At 62.0% G+C, this 22,332-nt stretch carries 25 protein-coding genes, 1 tRNA gene and 1 pseudogene; 17 read left to right on the top strand and 10 right to left on the bottom strand.

All coding sequences use genetic code 11. From position 1 onward, the window contains the following. Positions 1-17: 17 nt before the first annotated feature. From A7X65_RS15075 to A7X65_RS15030, 10 genes are all read left to right on the top strand, one after another. Positions 18-2,054 carry an acyl CoA:acetate/3-ketoacid CoA transferase gene (locus A7X65_RS15075; protein WP_063686039.1) on the top strand — a complete coding sequence of 679 codons (2,037 nt, stop codon included), beginning with the start codon at positions 18-20 and terminating at the stop codon, positions 2,052-2,054. 105 nt (positions 2,055-2,159) lie between these two features. After that, complete coding sequence (locus tag A7X65_RS15070) at positions 2,160-3,344, top strand: substrate-binding domain-containing protein (protein ID WP_063686037.1); 1,185 nt, start codon at positions 2,160-2,162, stop codon at positions 3,342-3,344. A gap of 158 nt (positions 3,345-3,502) precedes the next feature. Beyond that, complete coding sequence (locus A7X65_RS15065; RefSeq protein ID WP_063686036.1) at positions 3,503-4,267, top strand: ABC transporter ATP-binding protein; 765 nt, start codon at positions 3,503-3,505, stop codon at positions 4,265-4,267. Continuing rightward, a complete protein-coding gene (locus A7X65_RS15060) occupies positions 4,264-4,986 on the top strand; it encodes an ABC transporter ATP-binding protein (RefSeq protein WP_063686034.1) in 723 nt (240 codons plus the stop codon). Before A7X65_RS15065 ends, A7X65_RS15060 begins: the two co-directional genes overlap by 4 nt. Further along, the gene (locus A7X65_RS15055; RefSeq protein ID WP_063686032.1) at positions 4,983-5,993 is read left to right on the top strand and encodes a branched-chain amino acid ABC transporter permease; all 1,011 of its coding nucleotides are present in this window, start codon (positions 4,983-4,985) and stop codon (positions 5,991-5,993) included. The genes A7X65_RS15060 and A7X65_RS15055 overlap by 4 nt, the downstream gene beginning before the upstream one ends. Further along, complete coding sequence (locus tag A7X65_RS15050; RefSeq protein ID WP_208608612.1) at positions 5,990-7,075, top strand: branched-chain amino acid ABC transporter permease; 1,086 nt, start codon at positions 5,990-5,992, stop codon at positions 7,073-7,075. The genes A7X65_RS15055 and A7X65_RS15050 overlap by 4 nt, the downstream gene beginning before the upstream one ends. A 175-nt stretch (positions 7,076-7,250) precedes the next feature. Continuing rightward, a complete protein-coding gene (locus tag A7X65_RS15045; protein ID WP_063686028.1) occupies positions 7,251-10,361 on the top strand; it encodes a bifunctional diguanylate cyclase/phosphodiesterase in 3,111 nt (1,036 codons plus the stop codon). Next, a complete protein-coding gene (locus A7X65_RS15040) occupies positions 10,361-11,416 on the top strand; it encodes a sensor domain-containing diguanylate cyclase (RefSeq protein ID WP_063686026.1) in 1,056 nt (351 codons plus the stop codon). The genes A7X65_RS15045 and A7X65_RS15040 overlap by 1 nt, the downstream gene beginning before the upstream one ends. Before the next feature lie 59 nt (positions 11,417-11,475). Then, positions 11,476-11,552 (top strand) — tRNA-Arg (locus A7X65_RS15035). Positions 11,553-11,633: 81 nt separating this feature from the next. Then, the gene (locus tag A7X65_RS15030; protein ID WP_245323548.1) at positions 11,634-11,912 is read left to right on the top strand and encodes a DUF5334 family protein; all 279 of its coding nucleotides are present in this window, start codon (positions 11,634-11,636) and stop codon (positions 11,910-11,912) included. Here the strand turns inward: A7X65_RS15030 and A7X65_RS15025 are convergent. Both A7X65_RS15025 and A7X65_RS15020 read right to left on the bottom strand, forming a co-directional pair. Further along, positions 11,909-12,358 carry a class I SAM-dependent methyltransferase gene (locus A7X65_RS15025; RefSeq protein WP_245323546.1) on the bottom strand — a complete coding sequence of 150 codons (450 nt, stop codon included), beginning with the start codon at positions 12,356-12,358 and terminating at the stop codon, positions 11,909-11,911. The genes A7X65_RS15030 and A7X65_RS15025 overlap by 4 nt on opposite strands. A gap of 179 nt (positions 12,359-12,537) precedes the next feature. Next, complete coding sequence (locus tag A7X65_RS15020) at positions 12,538-13,194, bottom strand: hypothetical protein (RefSeq protein WP_063686017.1); 657 nt, start codon at positions 13,192-13,194, stop codon at positions 12,538-12,540. A gap of 129 nt (positions 13,195-13,323) precedes the next feature. Here A7X65_RS15020 and A7X65_RS43835 point away from each other — a divergent pair. From A7X65_RS43835 to A7X65_RS15010, 3 genes and pseudogenes are all read left to right on the top strand, one after another. Then, positions 13,324-13,468: pseudogene (locus A7X65_RS43835) on the top strand (IS1595 family transposase); the annotation flags it as partial. Positions 13,469-13,644: 176 nt separating this feature from the next. Further along, positions 13,645-14,262: an NYN domain-containing protein gene (locus tag A7X65_RS15015; RefSeq protein WP_063686015.1), complete on the top strand. Its 618-nt coding sequence runs from the start codon at positions 13,645-13,647 to the stop codon at positions 14,260-14,262. A gap of 211 nt (positions 14,263-14,473) precedes the next feature. Then, positions 14,474-15,451: a COG3904 family protein gene (locus A7X65_RS15010; protein WP_167358249.1), complete on the top strand. Its 978-nt coding sequence runs from the start codon at positions 14,474-14,476 to the stop codon at positions 15,449-15,451. A 42-nt stretch (positions 15,452-15,493) separates the two neighbouring features. On the opposite strand, the gene A7X65_RS15005 is transcribed toward A7X65_RS15010, so the two are convergent. From A7X65_RS15005 to A7X65_RS14990, 4 genes are all read right to left on the bottom strand, one after another. Beyond that, complete coding sequence (locus A7X65_RS15005) at positions 15,494-15,823, bottom strand: hypothetical protein (RefSeq protein WP_063686011.1); 330 nt, start codon at positions 15,821-15,823, stop codon at positions 15,494-15,496. A gap of 87 nt (positions 15,824-15,910) precedes the next feature. Beyond that, positions 15,911-16,426: a hypothetical protein gene (locus A7X65_RS15000; protein WP_063686009.1), complete on the bottom strand. Its 516-nt coding sequence runs from the start codon at positions 16,424-16,426 to the stop codon at positions 15,911-15,913. Positions 16,427-16,667: 241 nt separating this feature from the next. Continuing rightward, the gene (locus A7X65_RS14995) at positions 16,668-17,270 is read right to left on the bottom strand and encodes a hypothetical protein (protein WP_063686007.1); all 603 of its coding nucleotides are present in this window, start codon (positions 17,268-17,270) and stop codon (positions 16,668-16,670) included. Between the two features lie 11 nt (positions 17,271-17,281). Then, on the bottom strand, positions 17,282-17,635 hold the full coding sequence (locus A7X65_RS14990) for a hypothetical protein (RefSeq protein WP_063686005.1): 354 nt from the start codon (positions 17,633-17,635) through the stop codon (positions 17,282-17,284). 71 nt (positions 17,636-17,706) lie between these two features. On the opposite strand from A7X65_RS14990, the gene A7X65_RS40625 reads away from it, so the two are divergent. After that, entirely contained in the window at positions 17,707-17,946 is a 240-nt protein-coding gene (locus tag A7X65_RS40625) for a helix-turn-helix domain-containing protein (RefSeq protein ID WP_082884953.1), read from the top strand. 172 nt (positions 17,947-18,118) lie between these two features. Then, positions 18,119-18,673, top strand: a complete 555-nt coding sequence (locus A7X65_RS14985; protein WP_430643193.1) for a thermonuclease family protein — start codon at positions 18,119-18,121, stop codon at positions 18,671-18,673. A gap of 6 nt (positions 18,674-18,679) precedes the next feature. Here A7X65_RS14985 and A7X65_RS14980 read toward each other — a convergent pair whose 3' ends face one another. After that, positions 18,680-19,450, bottom strand: a complete 771-nt coding sequence (locus tag A7X65_RS14980) for a hypothetical protein (protein WP_063686003.1) — start codon at positions 19,448-19,450, stop codon at positions 18,680-18,682. A 202-nt stretch (positions 19,451-19,652) separates the two neighbouring features. Between A7X65_RS14980 and A7X65_RS14975 the strand changes: the two genes are divergently transcribed. Further along, a complete protein-coding gene (locus A7X65_RS14975; RefSeq protein WP_063686001.1) occupies positions 19,653-20,120 on the top strand; it encodes a hypothetical protein in 468 nt (155 codons plus the stop codon). 8 nt (positions 20,121-20,128) lie between these two features. Further along, positions 20,129-20,995: a DUF4339 domain-containing protein gene (locus tag A7X65_RS14970; protein WP_167358248.1), complete on the top strand. Its 867-nt coding sequence runs from the start codon at positions 20,129-20,131 to the stop codon at positions 20,993-20,995. A 2-nt stretch (positions 20,996-20,997) separates the two neighbouring features. On the opposite strand, the gene A7X65_RS43560 is transcribed toward A7X65_RS14970, so the two are convergent. The 3 genes from A7X65_RS43560 to A7X65_RS14960 are packed head-to-tail and all read right to left on the bottom strand — an operon-like array spanning position 20,998 to position 22,313. Continuing rightward, entirely contained in the window at positions 20,998-21,249 is a 252-nt protein-coding gene (locus A7X65_RS43560) for an HGGxSTG domain-containing protein (protein ID WP_283806163.1), read from the bottom strand. Beyond that, positions 21,173-21,841 carry a hypothetical protein gene (locus tag A7X65_RS14965; RefSeq protein ID WP_245323540.1) on the bottom strand — a complete coding sequence of 223 codons (669 nt, stop codon included), beginning with the start codon at positions 21,839-21,841 and terminating at the stop codon, positions 21,173-21,175. Before A7X65_RS14965 ends, A7X65_RS43560 begins: the two co-directional genes overlap by 77 nt. A 1-nt stretch (position 21,842) precedes the next feature. Next, entirely contained in the window at positions 21,843-22,313 is a 471-nt protein-coding gene (locus A7X65_RS14960; RefSeq protein ID WP_063685997.1) for a hypothetical protein, read from the bottom strand. Positions 22,314-22,332 lie beyond the last annotated feature (19 nt).

Raw genomic sequence — 22,332 nt, 5'->3', positions numbered from 1 at the left:
GGATCGGGAGGAACGCCGTGAGCCACCACCCAGCTCTGCCTTACTTGCGCAATTCCGAGAAGGGCAAGATCGTCTCGGCGGCCGAGGCCGTCATGCTGATCCGCGACGGCGACACGGTGGCGACCGGCGGCTTCGTCGGCATCGGCTTTGCCGAGGAGATCGCGATCGCGCTGGAGGAGCTCTATCTCTCCAATGAGGGCGATGCGCCCTACACGCAAGGCAAGCCGCACAATTTGACGCTGGTTTATGCGGCGGGCCAGGGCGACGGCAAGCACCGCGGCCTCAATCATTTCGCGCATGAGGGCCTGGTCCGGCGGGTGATCGGCGGGCATTGGGGCCTTGCGCCGAAACTGCAGCAGCTCGCGATCGCCAACCAGATCGAGGCCTATAATCTGCCACAGGGCGTGATCACGCATCTGTTCCGCGACATCGCGGCGCGCCGGCCCGGCCATATCACCCGCGTCGGCATGGGCACCTTCGTCGATCCCCGGCACGGCGGCGGCAAGCTGAACGCACGCACCACCGAGGACATGGTCGAGCTGATCACGCTGCGCGGCGAGGAGTGCCTGCTCTACAGGACGTTCCCGATCCAGGTCGGGATCATCCGCGCCACGACCGGCGATCCCGACGGCAACCTCACCATGGAGAAGGAGGCGCTGACGCTGGAGGCACTCGCCATCGCCATGGCGGCGCATAATTCCGGCGGCATCGTCATCGCCCAGGTCGAGCGCGTCGCCGAGAGCGGCAGCCTCAATCCGCGCCAGGTCAAGATTCCCGGCATCCTCGTCGATTGCGTCGTGGTGGCGCGACCCGAGAACCACTGGCAGACCTTCGGCACACAGTATAATCCGGCCTTCAGCAGCGAGATCCGCGTCCGCGCAGCTTCCCTGCCCGTGATGCCGGTCAGCGAGCGCAAGATCATCGCCCGCCGCGCCGCTCTCGAACTCAAGGCCAACAGCGTCGTCAATCTCGGCATCGGCATGCCCGAGGGAATCGCTTCGGTCGCCAACGAAGAGCGGATCATCGATCTCATCACCTTGACGGCGGAGCCGGGGGTGATCGGCGGCATCCCGGCGAGCGGCATCGATTTCGGCGCGGCGATCAACACCCAGGCCGTGATCGACCAGCCCTACCAGTTCGACTTCTACGACGGCGGCGGTCTCGACGCCGCTTTCCTCGGGCTCGCCCAGGTCGACCGCGCCGGCAACCTCAATGTCAGCAAGTTTGGGCCCAAGCTTGCAGGCGCGGGCGGCTTCATCAACATCAGCCAGAATGCCAAGGAGGTCGTCTTCGTCGGCACCTTCGGCGCGGGCCGGCAGCGCATCGCGGTGAATGACGGCAAGCTCGTCATTCTCGACGAGGCGAAATCGCGCAAATTCGTCGACAAGGTCGAGCACGTCACCTTCAGCGGCCCATTCGCCGCCGCGCGCCGGCAGCGCACGCTCTATGTCACGGAGCGCTGCGTGTTCGAGCTCAGGCCCGACGGGCTCGAGCTCACGGAGATCGCGCCGGGCATCGACATCGAGCGCGACATCCTGCGCCTGATGGATTTCAAGCCGCTGATCCCGCGCGATCCCGCGCTGATGGACGCCCGTATCTTCGGCGACGGACTGATGGAGCTGCGCGAGCGCCTGCTTACCATCCCGCTCGACCAGCGCTTCACGCTGGACGAGCAGCAGAGCATGTTCTTCGTCAACCTGGAGCGCTATCCGCTGCGCAGCAAGGCGGAGATCGATACCATCGCTGAGATCGTCGAGGCAAAGCTGGCGCCGCTCGGCCGCAGGGTCTACGCCATCGTCAATTATGACAACTTCACGATCCTGCCGGAACTGATGGACGATTGTTCGGCCATGGTGCGCAGCCTGGTCGACCGCTTCTATTCCGGTGTCTCGCGCTACACCACGTCGGGCTTCCTGCGCATCAAGCTCGGCGAAGCCCTGGAGAGGCGCGGCGTCGCGCCGCATATCTTCGAGAGCGCGGAGGAAGCGCAGTCGGATCGGCGTCAGGCCGAGGGGGCCGACGTATCGCGCACCACGCGGCAAGCCCAAAAATGATGCATGCTCGAAAGGCCGACTCGTTCGGCCGGAGGTTCAATTGCAATGTTCGTAGCGTTGTGCAAATCGCTGTTGCCGAGAAACTTTGAATCAGGAGGGACCATCGTGCGTCGATCATTCATCATAACAACAACCATCCTCGCCCTCGCCGCGAGCACCTCCGCGCGGGCCGACGACCTCAAGGTCGCGCTGATCTACGGCAAGACCGGCCCGCTGGAAGCCTACGCCAAGCAGACCGAGACCGGCCTGCAGATGGGCTTTGAATACGCCACCAAGGGCACCATGACGCTCGACGGCCGCAAGATCGTCGTCATCACCAAGGACGACCAGGGCAAGCCGGACCTGTCGAAGGCTGCGCTCGCGGAAGCCTATCAGGACGACAAGGCCGACATCGCGATCGGCACGACCTCGTCGGCCGCGGCGCTGGCGATCCTCCCCGTCGCCGAAGAGAACAAGAAGATCCTGATCGTCGAGCCCGCCGTCGCGGACCAGATTACCGGCGAGAAGTGGAATCGCTACATCTTCCGCACCGCGCGCAACTCGTCGCAGGACGCGATCTCCAACGCGGTCGCGATCGGCAAGCAGGGCGTCACCGTTGCGACGCTGGCGCAGGACTATGCCTTCGGCCGCGACGGCGTCGCCGCGTTCAAGGACGCGCTCGCCAAGACCGGCGCGACGCTCGCTGCGGAAGAATATGCCCCGACCTCGACCACCGACTTCACCGCCGTGGGCCAGCGCCTGTTCGACGCGCTGAAGGACAAGCCCGGCCGCAAGGTGATCTGGGTGATCTGGGCCGGCGCCGGCAATCCGCTGGCAAAGCTCCAGGACATGGATCCGAAGCGTTACGGCATCGAGCTTTCCACTGGCGGCAACATCCTGCCGGCGCTCGCGGCGTACAAGGGCCTGCCCGGCATGGAAGGCGCGACCTACTACTACTATGACATTCCGAAGAACCCGGTGAACGACTGGTTCGTCGCAGAGCACCAGAAGCGCTTCAACGCGCCGCCGGACTTCTTCACCGCGGGTGGTTTCGCCGCCGCGATGTCCGTCGTCGCCGCCGTCACCAAGGCGAAGTCGACCGACACCGAGAAGCTGATCACCGCGATGGAAGGCCTGGAGTTCGACACGCCGAAGGGCAAGATGGTGTTCCGGAAAGAGGACCATCAGGCGCTGCAGAGCATGTATCACTTCAAGGTCAAGGTCGATCCGAACGTCGCCTGGGCCGTGCTCGAGCCGGTGCGCGAGCTGAAGATCGAGGACATGGACGTTCCCGTCAAGAACAAGCGCTGAGCTGTTCTTCACCTCTCCCGCGTGCGGGAGAGGGTTTGTCCTCTAGGAGACTGTCCCGTGGCGGAAACACCCTCTCCCCCACCCTCCCCCGCAAGCGGGGGAGGGAGCGCAGCGTGCCCGCGACTAAATCCTCGTCCTCATCATTTGCCTGACACCATATGACGCTCACCCTCGAAACCCGCGACCTCACCATCCGCTTCGGCGGCCATGTCGCGGTCAACAACGTCACCTGCACGTTCCGCCCGGGCGAACTCACCGCCATCGTCGGGCCGAACGGCGCCGGCAAGACCACCTATTTCAACCTGATCTCGGGCCAGCTGCGCGCTTCACACGGCAGCATCCTGTTCGACGGCACCGACATCACCCAGCACTCCGCGCCGCTGCGGACCCGTGCGGGCCTCGGACGCGCGTTCCAGCTGACAAATCTGTTTCCGAATCTGACGGTCGAAGAGAACGTCCGTCTCGCAGTGCAGGCCGCTGATGGCACCCATTACGACATGCTGCGGCCGTGGATGGTCCGGCGCGACCTGATCGCGCGCGCCGACGCCATCCTCGACCAGGTCGCGCTCGGCAATCGTCGCGGCGTCGCCGCGACCGCGCTGTCGCATGGCGACCAGCGCAAGCTCGAGGTCGCCCTGATGATCGCGCTGGAGCCAAAGGTCTTCATGTTCGACGAGCCGACCGCCGGCATGAGCATCGACGAAGTCCCTGTCGTCCTCAACCTGATCGCGCAGCTCAAGCAAGACAGGAGCAAGATCATTCTTCTGGTCGAGCACAAGATGGATGTGGTGCGCTCGCTCGCCGACCGCATCATCGTGCTGCATAACGGGCAACTCGTCGCCGACGGCCCGCCGGCCGATGTGATCGCCTCGCCGATCGTACAGGAAGCCTATCTCGGCGTTGCTCCGAAGAGTGCCGCATGACCGATCTCCTGAAACTTTCCGGCGTACACACGCATATCGGTCGCTATCACATCCTCCAGGGCATCGACCTCGCGGTCCCCCAGGGACAGGTCACGATGCTGCTCGGCCGCAACGGGGCCGGCAAGACCACGACGCTGCGCACCATCATGGGCCTGTGGCAGGCCTCGTCGGGCGAGATCAGCCTCGCCGGCGAGCGCATCGAAAGCCGCGCCACGCCCGACATCGCCCGGCTCGGCGTCGGCTATGTGCCGGAGAGCATGGCGGTGTTCTCCGATCTCACGGTGAAGGAGAACCTCGTCCTCGCCGCCCGCAACGCGCCGATGGACGACAAGCAGCTGGAATGGATTTTTGGTTTCTTCCCGGCGCTGCGCCGGTTCTGGCTGTCGCGCGCAGGAAGCCTCTCGGGCGGACAGAAGCAGATGCTGTCGATCGCCCGCGCGATCGTCGAACCGCGAAAACTGCTGCTGATCGACGAGCCGACCAAGGGCCTCGCGCCCGCCATCGTCATGGCGCTGATCGAGTGCCTGAAGGAGATCAAGCGCAAGGGCGCCACGATCCTCCTGGTCGAACAGAATTTCTTTGCCGCCCGCGAGCTCGGCGACAACGTGCTGGTCATGGACAACGGAAAGATCGTCCATCGCGGCGAGATGGCGGCGCTCGCCGCCGACGTGCCGCTGCAGGAGCGGCTGCTCGGCCTGAGCCTGGAGGCGCATCAGTGACTGAAATCGCCGCAAACGATCCGCTGCCGAAGCCGAAGCGCGATATCGCGCCGATCCTGCTGCCGATCGCGGTCGCGCTGCTGATGATCCCGCTGATCGGATCGACCTCCTCCTGGCTGACGCTGACCGCGGCGAGCCTCGCCATGGGCATGATGATCTTCATCATGGCCTCGGGCCTGACGCTGGTGTTCGGCCTGATGGACGTCCTGAATTTCGGCCACGGCGCCTTCATCGCCGTCGGCGCCTATGTCGCGACGCTGGTGCTGGCGCCGTTCGCGGCCTCCATCCAGGCGGATTCGCTCTGGGTGAACCTTGCCGTGCTGGCCCCGGCCGCACTGCTGTCGATGGCCGTGTCCGGCGCGCTTGGCCTCGTCGTCGAGCGCGTGCTGATCCTGCCGGTCTATGGTCAGCACCTGAAGCAGATCCTGATGACGACCGGCGGCCTGATCGTTGCCGAGCAGACGCTCTATGCGTTGTGGGGACCGCAGATCATCCCGATGCCGCTGCCGGCCTCGCTGCGTGGTTCCTTCATCCTCGGCGATGTCGCGATCGCCAAATACCGCGTGCTGGCGATGCTGATCGGGCTTGCCGTCTTCATCGCGATCCAGCTCGTGCTCAACCGCACCAAGCTCGGCCTTTTGATCCGCGCCGGCGTCGAGAACCGCGAGATGGTCGAGGCGCTCGGCTATCGCATCCGCCGCCTGTTCCTCGGCGTGTTCATGACGGGATCGGCGCTCGCCGGCCTCGGCGGCGTGATGTGGGCGCTCTATCGCGAGCAGGTCCACGCCTCCATGAGCGACGACCTCACGGTGCTGATCTTCATCGTCGTCATCATCGGCGGCCTCGGCTCGATCGGCGGCTGCTTCATCGGCGCGATCCTCGTCGCCATGGTCGCCAATTACGGCGGTTTCCTGGTGCCGAAACTCGCGCTTGTCTCCAACATTCTGCTGATGGTCGCCATTCTGATGTGGCGGCCGCGCGGCCTCTATGCGGTGACCAGCCGATGATGATTCTTTCGGGCGATCCGCCGAAGAGCCGAGTCCTCACGCTTGTTCTTCTCGTCATCATCCTGGCGCTGGCGGCGACGCCGTTCCTGTTCCCGGGCGCTAAGGCGCTGAACGTCGCGGCCAAGATCTGCGTCTTCGCCGCGCTGGTCGCGTCCTACGACCTGCTGCTCGGCTACACCGGCTCGGTGTCGTTCGCGCACACCATGTTCTACGGCATCGGCAGCTATGCCATCGCGATCGCACTGTATGGCATGGGGCCGAACTGGGCGGCGGTCGCGACCGGCATCGTCGCCGGCCTGCCGCTCGCCGCGCTGCTTGCGCTCGCCATCGGCCTGTTCTCGCTGCGCGTTGCCGCGATCTTCTTTGCCATGATCACGCTCGCGGTCGCCTCCGCCTTCCAGGTGCTGGCCTCGCAGCTGTCCTGGCTGACCGGCGGCGAGGACGGCCGCAGCTTCCAGCTCCCGGAGCTGCTCCGCCCCGGCACGGTGCTGATCTCCAAGAACCTGTTCGGCTTCGAGATCAACGGCCGCATCCTGACCTTCTACCTGGTGTTCGCGATCTCGGCGCTGATGATCCTCGGTCTGCTGCGCGTCGTGAACTCGCCGTTCGGACGCGTGCTGCAGGCGATCCGCGAAAATCGTTTTCGCGCCGAGGCGCTCGGCTTCCGCACCGTGTTCCACCTGACCTATGCCAATTGCCTCGCCGCGCTGGTAGCCGCCGGCGCCGGCATCCTGAACGCGCTGTGGCTGCGTTATGCGGGTCCCGACACCTCGCTGAGCTTCTCCATCATGCTGGACATCCTGCTGATGGTCGTGATCGGCGGCATGGGCACGATCTATGGCGCCATCATCGGCGCCACCATCTTCATCCTCGCGCAGAACTATCTGCAGTCGCTGATGGGCGTCGCCTCGAAGGCGGCGAGCGAAGCCGGCCTGCCGCTGCTGCCGGGGCTGCTGCATCCCGACCGCTGGCTGCTGTGGCTCGGGCTGCTCTTCATCGCCAGCGTCTACTTCTTTCCGACCGGCGTGGTCGGCCGCCTGCGCAGTGGCGGCGGCGACAAGAGCAAGGGCGCCTCGCATTAAGCTCCGGTTAACGATGCAGTGCAGCGATTACTGCATGCATCGCACAACCGGCGCGTGATTCCCGCCCCGCTGCATGAGCGCGTCCCCGTGCAACCGGATTAATGCTTAGGTAACTGGTTTTCCTAAGGTTTGCGCCATTTGTGGGGTGTATTCATGTCCTTCCAGGGAGGGGGGAATGCGTCGGGTCTTTGCAAGGATCGCAGCTGGAATATCCCTAGTCGCCAGAGGCGGCTGGGAAGCAGCGATTCGCCGCGGACCGGTGCTGTGGCTGACCCTCTGCGGCGTGCTGCTGGTCGCCGGGATCTTCGCCGTGACCGCCATGGCCGTCGGCGAGTTTCGCGAGCGTACGCTGACCAACCGCGAGCGCGAGCTGGAAAACACGGTGCAGCTGATCGCGCGGCACTTCGACCAGCAGTTTGAAGATTCCGACGTCGTCGCCGCCGACCTGATCGGGCAGATGAACCTGCCGGAGATCACCTCGCCCGCCATGTTCCGCGAGCGCATGTCGGGACCGGCCGCGAACCAGATGCTGCGCAGCAAGATCAGCGCGGTCTCCTATCTCGGCGACATCGCGATCTACGATGCCGACGGCGAGCTGATCAACTGGTCGCGAAGCCAGCCGCTGCCCAAGATCAACGTCTCCGCGCGCGCCTATTTCCAGACATTCAAAGCAGATCCGACGGGCGAACCGGTCATCCTGGAATCCGTCCGCAGCTTCATCATCGGCAAATGGACCACGGTCGTCGCGCGGCGGCTGACCGGCGCCGACGGCACCTTCCTCGGCGCGTTGGTCCGGCGGATCGATCCCGACAGCTACCAGCAATATTTCGCGTCCGTCGCGCTCGCCGAGGGCACGGCGATCTCGCTGTTCGACCGCGAAGGCAAGATGCTGGCGCGCTTTCCGCATGTCGACGAGCTGATCGGCAGGAATTTCAGGGACGCGCCGCTCATGCGCAAGATGCTGAGCGACGGCGGCCGGCACACGCTCCGCGTCAAGGGACCGATCGACGGCGAGGACCGCCTCGGCTCGGCGGCCTCGCTGACGCATTTCCCTCTCATCATCGTCGCCACCAACACCACGGCCGCAGCGCTCGCCGACTGGCGGCAGCAGACCGGCTTCATGGTCACGACGGCCGCGCTCTCGGCCACGGTGATCGCGCTGATCCTCTATCTGATCATCCGCCAGATCCACCGGCAGAACCGCGAGGCCCAGCAGCGCATCGAGGCGGAGCGCCTGCGGCTCGACACCGCCCTCAACAACATGTCGCAGGGCCTGATCCTGTACGACGCGAACGGCTACATCGTCACCTGCAACCGCCGCTACGCCGACATGTTCGGCCTGTCCCATGACGTCATCAAGCCCGGCTGCCATATCCGCGAGGCCATGCAGCATCGCAAGGATCGCGACGCGTTCGGCGGCGACGTCGAGGCGTTCTGCGCCGACGTGATGCGCGTCGTCGCCGAGGGCACGGTCTCCACCAGGATCCACGAGCTGCCCAACGGCCGTGCCTTCCAGGTCATCAACACCCCGCTCGCGCAGGGCGGATGGGTCGCCACGATCGAGGAGATCACCGAGCGGCGCAATCTGGAGCAGGAGCGCGACCGCAACTACATGTTCCTGCGCGAGATCATCGATCACATCCCCTCGCAGATCACGGTGAAGGACGCGCGCACGCGGCAGTATCTGCTGGTCAACCGGACCGCCGAGGAGCAGTTCGGCCAGTCGCGCGAGGACATCGTCGGCAAGACTCCCTCCGAGATGTACCCGGCGGACGCCGCCAGGATCGTCAACGAGGACGACAGCCGGGCACTGCAGGCCACGAACGGGCTGTTCATGGACGAGCATGCCTGGCAGAGCCAGACCAAGGGATTGCGCTACATCACCTCGACCCGGATCGGGATCCCCGACAAGTCGGGCGAGCCGCGCTACCTCATCAGCGTCGTCGAGGACGTCACCGAACGGCGGCGCGCGCACGAGAAGATCGCGCATATGGCGCATTACGATGCGCTGACCGACCTGCCGAACCGCACGCTGTTCCGCGAGCAGATCGAGCGCGAGCTGGCCAAGGTCGCTGGCGGCGAGCAATTCGCTCTGCTCTACATCGACGTGGACGAATTCAAGGGCATCAACGATTCGCTCGGCCATCACGTCGGCGACGAGCTGCTGAAGGCGATCGCGACCCGCCTGCGCGGCTGCCTCAAATCGGGCGACCTGATCGCGCGGCTCGGCGGCGACGAATTCGCGGTGATCCAGACCGGGGTGCGGTCCTCCACCGACGTGCTGTCCTTTGTCACGCGCATCTACGAGGCGATCCGCCAGCCCTATCATTGTCTCGGCCACCAGCTCTCCACCGACGCCAGCATCGGCATCGCGCTGGCGCCGCAGGACGGCGCCGATCTCGACCAGCTCATCAAGAACGCCGACCTTGCGATGTACGGCGCCAAGGCTTCGGGCCGCCGCACCCACCGCTTCTTCGAGCCCGAGATGGACGCGAGCGCCAAGGCGCGCCTGACTCTCGAGCAGGATTTGCGCCAGGCGCTGGTCAATGGCGGCTTCGAGATCCACTATCAGCCGCTGGTCGATCTGCGCTCCGGCGAGGTCTCCGGCTGCGAAGCGCTGCTGCGCTGGCGCCATCCCGAGCGCGGCATGGTCTCGCCGGTCGAGTTCATTCCGATCGCCGAGGACACCGGCCTGATCAACGAGCTCGGCGACTGGGTGCTGCGCACGGCCTGCAACGAGGCCGCGACGTGGCCGGCGCATATCCGCGTCGCGGTCAACGTCTCGCCGGTACAGCTCAAATGCGACACGCTGGCACTGCGGATCGCGGGCGCGCTGGCCGCCTCCGGGCTTGACCCGCGCCGGCTCGAGCTCGAGATCACCGAGGCCGTGCTGATCCGCGACGACGAGGCGGCGCTCTCGATCCTGCACCAGCTTCGCGCGATCGGCGTGCGCATCGCGCTCGACGATTTCGGTACCGGCTATTCCTCGCTGAGCTATCTGAAGCGCTTCCCGTTCGACAAGATCAAGATCGACCGCTGCTTCGTCGCCGACATCGCGGAGACGAGCGGCGCGCCCGTGATCGTGCAGGCGGTGGTGAACATCGCCGCCGCCAGCAACATGACCACGGTCGCCGAGGGCGTCGAGACCGAAGCACAGCGCGAGCTGCTGCGCAGCCTCGGCTGCACCGAGATGCAGGGCTATCTGTTCAGCGCGCCGAAGCCGGCCACCGAGGTGCGCAAGCTGTTCGGCGCGGGCGGCACCGTGCCGGTGGCGGCGGTGGCCTGATGGCAAAGCCAGGCAAGATCCCGGCGAAAGCCGTCGACGTCGCGGACTCCTACGCCGTGCGGCTGATGCAGCATCTGGTGGTGCCGACCTTCGTGATCGATCCGAAGCGGCGCGTCGTGATCTGGAACAGGGCCTGCGAGCGGCTGACCGGTGTTGCGGCCTCCGAGGTGATCGGCACCAGCAAGCACTGGCAGGCCTTCTACGAGACCAAGCGCCCGTGCCTTGCCGATCTGGTCGCGCTCGACCGTCCCGAGCAACTGCCGGAGTTCTATTCGGAATATGCGGCGCGCGGCCATAACGGGCTCGGCTTCTCCGCGGAGAACTGGTGCGTGATGCCCAAGCTCGGCAGCCAGCTCTATCTCGCCATCGACGCCGGCCCCATCCATGACGAGGCCGGAAACCTGATCGCGGTGGTGGAGACGCTGCGCGACCTCACCGACCAGAAGCGCGCCGAGACGACGCTGAAGGAGCTCGCCACCAAGGACGGACTCACCGGTCTTGCGAACCGCCGCGCGTTCGACCAGATGCTGATGAGCGAATGGGAGCGCGCCCAGCGCACGCAGAAGCCGATGGCGCTGCTGTTCGTCGACGTCGATCATTTCAAGCTGTTCAACGACCGCCACGGCCACCAGAGCGGCGACGAGTGCCTGCGCGCGGTCGCCACCGTCGTCAGCGGCTATGCGGTTCGCCCGCTCGACCTCGCCAGCCGCTATGGCGGCGAGGAGTTCGCACTGATCCTGCCGGAGATGGACTGCGACGCCGCCTGCGCCATCGCCGACGAGATCCGCACCGCGGTCATGGCTTTGAGGATCGCCCATGGCGCGAGCGGGGCCGGCGACCACGTCACCCTCAGCGTCGGCGTCGCCAGCCACGTTCCCGGCGAAGCCGACGGCAGTCCCGACCGGCTGCTGGGTGCAGCCGACCAGGCCCTCTATGCGGCCAAACGGCTCGGCCGCAACCGCGTCATCTGCACTGAGCGCCTGCTCGCCGAATTCGCCGGTCTCGGAAGGGAGATCGCGCTGGTTCCTGGCCGGACGGCCCGCAAATCAGCCTGACCGAAGCCGCCGGAAGCGGTTGCCCGCCCCCCGCCAATCGGTTAAATGAACCCTCGACTGCACCCGTAGCTCAGCTGGATAGAGCGTTGCCCTCCGAAGGCAAAGGTCACACGTTCGAATCGTGTCGGGTGCGCCAGTAAATTCAAGTACTTATAGGATTTTTGGCTTCCGGCTCAACCCTTCGGGTAAGCACCGGGTAAGCAGGGGAATTGCTATCGTGGTACGTCCAACCTTATTGCTCGCACTTCTGATCGTATCCGTCGCCTGCACGCAAGCATTCGCATGGGACGGGACCAATACAACAACGGGCACGAGCGTCGAGATCGAGCGAGGCCAGCTTGTTCGCTCCGGTCGGACGATAGAGGTGTACGACAGCGAGCGCGGCTATAAGGAATATGATGTGGACAGCATTCGACGGTACGGCCGATCTGTCGAGATCGAGGCTACGGATACCGAAACCGGAGACAGCACCACGCTCGAAATGGATGGGGACTAAGTTTTGTAGTCTTCCGGCCGCTCCAAGGCTTTTCTACAGGGCGGCACCCACACCAGGCGTGGAGGCTGCTTGATCCTCTTCTCCCAAATGATCCAAGCATAGCCGGTCGCAGTCGAAGCCTTTCGATCTAGCCTGCCCTTCACCATCGGAACGCGCTCGGTGAATTGAGCAAACTTGGTCGGTGGCGTTTGCTCGAAAATCTCGCGGTAGCGCCCTACGCTCTCGATAAATACGGTTCGCGCCAGGATGGCCACACCATGTCGGGCCCCGATCAGCGCTCTCTTGATGAAATCCTCTGCGAGCCTGAACGGAGGATTGGTGATGACCCAATCGACGGAGCCTGCCTCCAAAGGAGCGGTTAGGAAGTCGGCAACAGAGCCATAGCCGTAGGCGTGAATGTCCGACGCCTTTACCTTCCCGAAGTACTCCTTGAGCGGCTTCGCCATGTGCCCAGCCCCGCACGCTGGCTCAAGGCAACTCAGCTTGCGAAATGGGCCGGCGTCGGCAATCACATGCTCGAGGAGGGCTCTTGTGGCCCATGGTGGCGTTGGGAAATTATCGAGACTGTCTGCTGCTTCAACCCGCTGCGCCATTACGGCATGCGATGTATTCTGCATTTTACCCCTCAGATCCGCTCCAGCAGCTCGTGCAGCTTCTGGCGGAAGTATGCATTCGCGGTCTCAACCAAATCGTACACACCGAAGCCAAAGTGATCGTTAAGCTCGGCGCCAATCAACGAATACGGTCGCGGCAGTGACCGAATCCCGTAATAGAAGATAACACGCGCCTCTGCCTTTACGGGGTTCAACTTGAAAGTTTCCCCGTAGCTTCTCAGGAGCATTTGGGTGACGCTCAGATCGCGGCGGATCGATCGAATTTTGCCGGCGTCGAATGCACCGTTGCCGCGTTTTATTTCATAGGCGCGCAGAGTCTTGTCCGCATCGTCGAAGGCAATCATGTCGATCTGCAATGTGCGTACAGCCTCGCCATATGGAAGGATTGTGGACGAATGCGCTTCGTCAGGCTGTTGACCGACGATCTGGTCGGCAGCGCGGGAGACCTTGAAGGCATCCTCCCTCCAGACCCGGTGCCGGTTACTTTCACGAAGGCTTTCTCTAATTGCAACTTCTAGAATCGCGCCATGACGCTTGTATGCAGAGCTGATGATGCTGGTCTGCCTAGAGAACTTTTCGCCGGAGATCGGATCAACCAAGAAACGCTGAGATGCCAGCCTAGAAATTGTCAGATCTACTACTGGCGTGACTCTGTCGAGATAAGCCATAGGTGGAATGCCGCCTGCTAGAAATGACGCGACACTACAACGTGAAAGTGCCCCCGCCCTGACTTTCCCTAGAAGTGGTTAATGTCACCAGATTTGCCGGTCCTTGGATTGGTGAGCGCTATGCATGCGATTTCCGCTGGTGCGAGCAGAATGGCTTGGCGAGAACAACCGCCGCGTTGGCAACGGCGAACAATACCCTACCGGCGCCGATGCGGCGTTGCAGCATCCCGCTCCCCCTCAACGGAAGGGCTGTTGGCAGCTGGGGCGCGAATAACGTTGCAAAAAAGACTCACATTCAGCAATTTCAGGTTGATTTCGGTTCCGTATTGATTGAGGTCTTTACTTGTGATTCGCACTTCCCATATAACTCTTTCCGTTAATCCCGCATGGTTCGCCCAGCGGCCCCCGTTAGCTCCGGCTGGCGGGGTTTTGCTTTTTGGGGGCCCATAAATGACCCCCGTGTGCTTCTACATAGACGGCTTCAACCTTTATCACGCCCTAGTCAAATTCCAGGATGACAAGGTGAAGTGGTTGGACTTGGCCGCTCTCGCCAAACGGCTAATTCTGCCCACCACTGAGACGATCACCGGCATCTACTATTTTTCAGCATATGCGGATTGGCTGCCAGGTCCGATGTCCCGGCATGAGCAATACGTAAGTGCGCTCGGAGCTACCGGGGTGGATTGTATCATGGGCCACTTCAAGGTGAAGGACCGCGGCTGTAAAGCGTGCGGCTCAAAATGGAAAACCCATGAAGAGAAAGAAACCGACGTAAGCATCGGCATTCACTTGCTGAATGACGCCTACAAAGGTCAGTACGAAAAGGCTTATCTTGTAACTCGCGATTCCGATCTAATGCCCGCGGTCAGGATGGTTCGGACTGAGTTTCCTCAAAAGCACATCGTAGCCGTCGCACCGCCACTGATGGGCCATTCCAACGATCTCATAGGCGTGTGCCAGTCGAAAAAGAAAATCACCCCTGCCCAAATAAACTCATGCTTGCTCCCCCAGCACCTTTACGGTGCCGCGGGGCAGATCGTTGCCACTAGACCTCCTGAGTACGACTAGCGCGCGATCCCGCACAGCATGTGCCCCGCTGCCTGGTTCGCATCCGGCCGACCGTGGAACGCCCCACTGCAGCAAGTAGCCAATTACCTGGACTAAGACGAAAGCCGCTAGTCGTCCTACGGCTTCCTCTTGCGCACGTCTCCAGGTTGCGGAACAATATCCTGCAACGGGGGTCCAAATGGTTATTCGGCGCGGGGCAGGTTCAGTCGCGATGTTGCTCTTGATCGCAGCATTCTCGAGCCGTGGCGAGTCTGCCGAGATCAAGGTAGGGGTGGGCAAGTCCGGCCAAGCGACCATCTGGATCACCGGAGAAATTGTTCCCGGCGATGCCGACAAGTTCTCTCAATCACTTCGCCAAGCGAACGATTCTGGGAAGTTCGTTGCGAACGTGAGACTGGATTCTCCCGGCGGCAATTTGCTTGAGGGCGTGAAGATCGCCGACGCAATTAGGTACGGCAAAACATCCACGAATGTGGGCAAGACAGCAGTCTGCGCCTCGGCGTGCTTTCTGATGTTCGCCGCCGGTTCGACTAGGAACGCCAGTTATGGCGCCCAGATCGGAGTGCACGGAGCTTCTGGCGAAAACGGCGAGGAGACAGTCGCATCTGGTGCAGCAACAGTCTCTATGGCCAAAATAGCGAAAGAGCTGGGCGTCCCGTCCGCGATCATTGGTCGGATGGTCGTCACATCTCCCCAAGATATGGTCTGGCTCAGCCCGCAGGAACTTCAGTCGATGGGCGTCACGATGATGGGTCGCCCTTCGCAATCGGGTCCGCCAGTCGCAAACCTGCAACAAACTCCAGCAAAGGAGCCCTTGCCGCTGTTGCCGTCAAATACGGGCATCACCGCTTCCCAAACTTACAAGCCAAACGCTGCACCCACCTGGGCCGAACTCGTAAATCGAGCGATGGAGCGTTCGGCCAGCCAAAATAACGGCAAGCCGCTTTTCAGTCGCTCATGCCAACCCGAGCTAAAGGTCTGCAACGTAGGCGTGAGCTATGTTGATAGTCAGGGCAAGATTGCCTTTGTGAAGACCGTTGAGGATATGACCGGCAAGGTCATCGCGCGCGAAGCGTGCACGTTAAACGATTTCAATGATGTTCGCACTTGCATCAACTGGGACAACGGCAACTCTCACCGCGACATGAAAGACAGTAATGGCGTCTGGTCAAAGGTAGCCGACGAGTAGACGGCGAGCGATAGAGCCCGCCGACGTAACCGGCACGCGCTATCAACGCACTTTCCGTGAAGCCTCCGCCGCTCCGCCGTGCAACCGGTACCACTCGCGCTTCAGCTCTCGCACTTTTTCGGCCAAAAGAGAGACTGCGAGCATCGCAAGTTCTGCATCCTCTGTGTCCGGTACTTCGACGCAGACCTCATTCTCATATTTCAAGTCGCCGATTGCTCTGTGTAGCTGGCGCTCGGCTAGTAGAGCCATCTGCGCAAGGTCGCAGAGGTCGGGTTCAAGATCGCGGAACGCTTGCGCGAGGTTCTTGTCTGCCTGAGACGGCGGAGGAAGTGGCGAGGCGTCACTGGTCGAAATCGCGGTCATTATGTTCATGGTCGGATTCCTTCGTGCCGATCAAGAGCTTTGCTTTGGGTCATCCGGCCGCCGGCTTACGCTGGCGGCCCACGTCGGACAGACCGATCAGGCGATGAAGCGCTTCCGCAACTCGTCCGCTTCTTTGCCGCCCATAAATTCGAGGAGCAGATGGCGTGCCATCATTGTATCCCAGTCAGCATCCTTGTCGGTATCTTGCCAATCTAGGCTCATGCAACATGCAACGAGCACCTCGAATTTTGCTCGCCTTCCGTCCGCCGTGCGCGCCTTGATCGGCCACATCTCCTTCACTAGTGCTTCGATCTGGTCATGATAGGGGTCGGTAAGCTTGACCAGACGCTCGTGCTCTTTGCTTTCCGCCGTCTGGGTGATGAAGTCCCACCGCTGCTTGCTGTCCATGTCGGGCCGACTCTCGCTGAGGGCCTTCAGTTGGTCCACACAATGACAATGGAGCCTCGTCATCTCATCGTCGTGTTGGTGCGCCAGTTCGTACAGCCCCCATATGCGAGCCTCGATATCGAGAAGCCGAGTATCTTCCGATAGGTCGGCAACTGCGATCGAGGGAGCGGCAACGAGAGCCGCAGCGTTAACAACGACGTTCATGAGTGACCTCCTGCTGATTTGTACCCCGGGCACAGGAATGTTTGAGCCGGCGGATAGTTCTGCCCCGGCCGGTCCGGGCTGGCATGCGCCTGCCCCGCTTTCCTGCTTGTGGGAAGATGATGACAATAGGCCGGCGCCCGTGGCGCCATTAGCTACCGCGTTGCTCATGTCGTTTCTCGATATTGGGGATTGATGGATTGACCGCGCACCGCCCGTGCTCGGTCTGTGACAGACGGCAAGCCTAAGGTTGCTCCACCTCCTTCCGAGCTTGCCAGCCAAACAGCTGGGGCCAGAGGGGATCGAAGTGCTCGCAGAACTCCTGAAACGCTACCTGCGCAGCGCTCTCGATCAGTTCGATGTGCAGACGGGGCCAAACCGCCGTCGCCTGAACCTGCGGCGTCCAATGCGCCGAGCTAAAGCCCTTGCGCACGCCTTCAATGGTGTCGTGGAAGTAGCCTTCGCACTGGCCGACCGTGCCGAACCTGAGCGCGAGCACGCCGATTGTTCGCTGCTGTTCCAGTGAGAGCAGGTCCCAAGCGTTACCGGCATCGAAGCCGGCGAGTTCGTGGAAGGTTGGCAGGCGATCGGAGAGTGGGATTTCGGCGCTGACGTCCTCGTTGGCGGCCTTGGGCGTGTCACGGCGCACAACGATGACCGTGCCTGCGTTCCAAATGGCCTTGCGTTGGCGACCCGCCTTGTCGAGATACACCTCCACCTTGCCGCGAGAAGTGGCAACGCCGGCACTCACGCCGAGAACGGTTTCGTTGGAGCCAGTGACATCGCCCTTGAGAAGCAAGCGGGCTGGGACGCGAATGCAGGTGGTGTTGACGGTCGGGGAAAGCATCCTCAGTTCCTTTATGCCCAACGCTGCGGGGGGAGTTCGAAAGCCGGCGCCATGCCAGTACGCGCAACGCGGGCCTCAGCGAAGCCGCTGCGCATCTGGAGCGCGAGGTAATAGCCATAGGGTCGGTTGACGTGATGGGCGCGGCCGCGGCAGGCGAGTTCGTCGGCATAGTCCGCCTTGGCGCGGGCGTGGGCCTCGGTCATGAGCTTGGAGCGGAGCGCGTTGGCCGCTGACCGCAGCTTGGCATTGACAGGAGCCTCGCGGTGTCCCGCCGCAGGGCTGTTGACCAACTGCTCGCTCTGTTGATTGGCGAGGAACGGTGCGGGCATAGCTCCGCCGCTCACCGGGAAGGTGCTCTTGCTCATCTGGGTTGCCTTCAGGAGTCAGTCTTGATACAAAAGGATCATACACAATGATCTAAAAGGATCAAGAGCCTTTGGTAGATTTTTCGCAATTGAGAGCAGCGCGTGCGCTGACCGGCCTTTCACAGCCCGAGGTCGCTGAAGCTGCTGGCGTATCTGTACCGACGTTGAAACGTGCGGAGGCGGGAGGCCCAATCAAGGTTGCAGAAGAAACTATCGATGCAATCGCCAAAGCGCTTGAACGAGCAGGCGTCGAGTTCATCCCAGAGAATGGCGGCGGCGCCGGTGTGAGGTTGAAGAAGCGGAAGCGCTGATTTTTATTTCAGAAGTACCCCACCCCTTTTGGGGCCCCAGGCTTCCTACTTCCGAGCGACAAAAGGGCATTTGCTGGGGCTGGTAAATCCGACGAACTTACACACCCCATAAAAGAGGGAATTATTCTGTCCCAAAATTCACGATTCCCCTATTCTTGAAGGGTAGAAATTCATCTTGAAAATCGAAATAAATCGAATTTTCGGGCTCGCCCTGGCAATTTCCGTTCTGCCCGCTCTCACAGCCCGTGCGGGCGATATAGTTGGGCAGGCCAGCGTGATCGACGGCGATACGATCGAGATCCACGGTCAGCGCATAAGGCTCTGGGGGATCGACGCACCGGAGAGCACCCAGCTCTGCCGGAATGACGACAGCAATCTCTACCAGTGCGGACGCGCCGCCGCGACAGCGCTGGCCGGTCTGTTCTGGGCCATCAAGCGGCCCGTCACCTGTTCTCCGGTCGATCGAGACCAGTACGGACGCACGGTAGCGACGTGCTCACTGGGAACGCCAGGTCCCGACATTGGACACTGGCTTGTCGCGAACGGTCACGCGCTCGATTGGCCGAAATACTCCAAGGGCAAATATGAGGACGCCCAGCGCAGTGCGGAGAAGGCCAGCCGCGGGATTTGGGCTGGAAGCTTTGTCGAGCCTTGGCAGTACCGCGCTTGCGCCAAGGCTGGCGGCCGACCGGCAGCATGCTCTGATGACGCGAACGATCGTCGCTGATGGTGGCTATTTTGGATCCTCGGACGATGGACGACCAATCTTCGCCGTCAGCTCGGCTATGCGCTTATCGTCCTTCGCCTTGATCGCCTTGCGAAGCTCTTTCAGATCGCCCTCGTCGAAACTAGCACGTCGCCGGGCCGGCCTTTGAGCAGAGGGCTGGGGCGCTGGCCCCAGTCGTTCGCCGAACCTGCGCTTGGGTTTCTCCGCTGTTGGGCCGAGATCAAGGTCATCCCAGCTGCTGGCTAGGCTCTTTGCTTGCCTCGGTCGCGGCTTGGGAGGTGGCAGAGGGCGCTTTAGCTCCTCAAGCATCTTAATTCCCTGCTCGATCACTCCCTCGGAATGCATCCCGCCAAAGGCCGGCTCTTCGCCGAGAACCTTGTGCGCCGCCAGACGGAGCCCTCCTTTCATAATTACATCCATGCCGTGTTCGCGAATCCAGCGACGATATCGCCAATCGTCGTCCGCCGAATGCTCCATCTCTGCGTGTGAAAGGCGCAGCGCTTTCTGCAGCTCTGCAGCCGACATTCTCCGATCGGCCTGTTTCTCGAACTTGTTAATCGCCTGCACGACGAGACCCAGTCGACGTATGAGATAGGCTGCTTCTGTATCGTTTCCCGCCATTGTACGAAGCAACGCGGCGGCGAATTGAGACAGTGCGTTCTCGACTTCGCTTTTGGCCAGTTCAGTCTGTCGATCGGCACGGGCATTCGGGTCGCCGCTGACAAGCCTCAACTTGGGAGACTGCTCCTCCTCTTTGTCATCGTCGCTACCTGCCACGCAGCTTCTCCCTCTTGCCGGCTCAGCTTATAGCCTGGGCCCTCCAGCGACTACCTCCGCGGCGCACCAAGCGCCAAGGCCTTGAATTTTCTTGCCAAAGCGATTTTACCCCTCCAATCTTTCATCCCGGCCAAACCCTTCGTGCCCTCTTGCACTCATCTCTGAGTTGCGGTTGGCTATGACCTTTCCGCGAAGTGAGATTATGACCGAACTCCGCTCGTATCACACACCCCCCAATGCTCCGCTCGCCGCTGGCGCTAGGTTCATCAGGGGTTTCAGAAGGGTCGGCATCGTGGTCGCAGCTCTCGTGTTCCTTGCCGGGATCGGGATCACGTTGACGATCGCGATCGAGCAGCAGAACGGAGCACAGAGGCGCTTCGAACAAGCAAGTTGCATCGCAGGCTTGGTCCGGGACAAGCGTCCCTTTAAGATGAAAGCCTACGATCAAACCAAGATCGACTACGAGGAGTCTGGCTGTGGGGGCTATTACTTCTACGGAGACTCCCTCGAGACAGTCTTGAGCGCGGCAAGGGCGGGGCCGCCTGCCACGCTCGAAAATGCAGTGCAGCCGCTTTTCATCGGAATGGTGATCACGCTGATTAGCGCGACGCTCTCTTTCTCCGGCTTCTGGCTAATCGGCTGGCTCTGCGCCGGCTTTACCCGCGACTGAGGGCGACGGTGAGCGAAGCAATTTGGCACGCCCTAGTCGGGAATGAAGAGCGCGGCCCAATGAGCCGAACGCAGGTGCTGGCCTATTTGCGGGGAGGCGCTCTCACAGGAGATGACCTCGTTTGGCGGCCTGGATTTGAAGACTGGCTTCCTCTTCGAGAGATCCAAGAGTTTTGGCTCCCGCCAGCGCGCGGGCAGTCAGCGAGATATGGCGCGCCCAATCAACCCATAACCGACAAGGACGAGACCGCTCTCGCTCCGCCTGCTCTACCTGTTGAAGCTGAAGGACCAAGAGACCAGCAGGACGAGAAATGGAGCCTATGGGGAGCTGCGAGCGCGGGACTTGTGCTCTCAGTCGCCACGCTCGTGATCGGCGCGCTCTCGAAAGATGGCTACAGTTTGGCTAGTTATGTCCACACTCCAACCGCCGATAGCCTGGCTTATCTATTCGGACAGCTATCGTTTGGTCCCCTGTTGTTTATGGTAGTTGCAACAGTCCGGAATGGAGTGAAAGGCTCTAAGCTGCGCCCGTCCAGCGCAAGCGCCGTCAAACGCGCCTTGATCTTCGTCGCCATTGCTATCGTGGTCGTGGCATCTCTGAAAACGTATGGAGAGCTTTACTTCTCTCGCCAGGAAGTTATTGGCGGCGAAGCTCGCGCCGACATCGTCAAGTCCTTTATGTCAGGATGCGTCCGCTCACAACAAAATATGGCAGCTAATCTCGGCGCGACCGAAACCCAGATCGGTAGCTATTGCAATTGTCTCGCGGCATCTCTTGGCTCGCTCACGTATAAGCAGATCGGAATGAGCAATGCGATGGATTACATAAAGCAGGCAATCGAGCCCGCCGTACCAGCATGCCGAATTAAGCGCTAAACCTACGAGCCGCCCTCTGCCGCCAACGCTTCGGCGGTTCTCCGCATGTCTCTAATGAGCGCGGCAGTTTGGCGTCTCTCGGCTATGTACCTTGCCGAATAGCGCCCGTGCTTGAAGGCATTTTGGTTGCCCTTCGGGGCTCCTGGCGAAAGACCTCCGTGCATCCGGCAGCGACCGTTAGGCATTGCCGGCGACTGGCAGGGCTTCCCGTTTCTGCTCTTCGTCCTCGCGCCGCACCGGGGAGCATTCTGCATATCCAATAGCATGGGGTTGAGCCTCCAAAATTTTCCCAGACCCCCCTGGGGTCACCTGCCCGACGATGGCTTGGCCGCCCGGGTAGACGTGCACATGCTCAACGACGACCTTCTGCTGACCCTTGCCGCGGTACTTTGAAAGAGCTGCAGCCTGCTCAGCATTCGCCTTCGTCAGCTTGGCTGCCAGCGTTAGGTTCATCTGCTTGCCCTCGACGCTCTGGTCAGGAAGCATCGCCCGGCGATAACACTCCATGGCGGCTGCGTGAGAGGCGAAGAGCTGGGCAGCCATCATGCCCTCGATGGGGTCCTTCGGGTTCGCTCCAGCCATGAAGGCGAGAATGGCCGTCCTCTTGTCGTCCAGGTCTTTGCCCGGCTGCGGGTTGCGACCGTACCAGGCGGTGCTGATTACCTGATTGCAGAGCATCAGGTTCCACTCATCAGACTTCGACCCGCCTAGGTGCTTCAGCTCGGGCACGCTGGTGTCGAGCTCATCCGGAGGCGGGCAATAGGCAACGCTCGCCTTGGTCTCTGGTGTCGACGTCGCCGGGACCTGCTCGGCAGGAGCGGCGCTCTTCTTGGCCTTACGTGCCACATTAACCTCGCAAGCTGTCCAATCGTTGAGCCAAGACATCCACGAGCCCGCGGATTTCGATCGAACTGTCCGGCTCCTTGGTTGTCTCGAAGTATTGCCGCTGAACGGGGATCGTGCTGGCGGTTGCCGCGGCGCTGCGAATTTCCGTTCCATTGGCTGCACGCTCGGCCAGGCACAGAAGCTGCTCGCCTGCATTCACCCGATCGACGACGTCGGCCTTAGAGAATGGCCCCAGGTTCAAGAACTCATTCTCGCGGCCAATGCGGCTCAAACTCTCAATCTGAGAGCTTGAAATTTGCTCCGGCCGATAGTGGAACACGCCCCGCGCGCTGACATGCCGATCGAGCCCAATTGGCAGAGGAAGCTCGGGCGTTCCCGTTGGGAACATTTGTACGGCGCGGCGGCCTTCCAAGAGCTGCCGCTGCTGGATGCGCAGGGTTTCGCTGCTTTCCGCGATGCAGGTTTCAGTCATTAGTATGCCGCGCCTGGGA

Origin of the sequence: Bradyrhizobium stylosanthis (genome assembly GCF_001641335.1) — a bacterium.
In the GTDB taxonomy this organism is placed as follows: domain Bacteria; phylum Pseudomonadota; class Alphaproteobacteria; order Rhizobiales; family Xanthobacteraceae; genus Bradyrhizobium; species Bradyrhizobium stylosanthis.
This window is presented reverse-complemented; position numbering and strand designations above follow the sequence as displayed.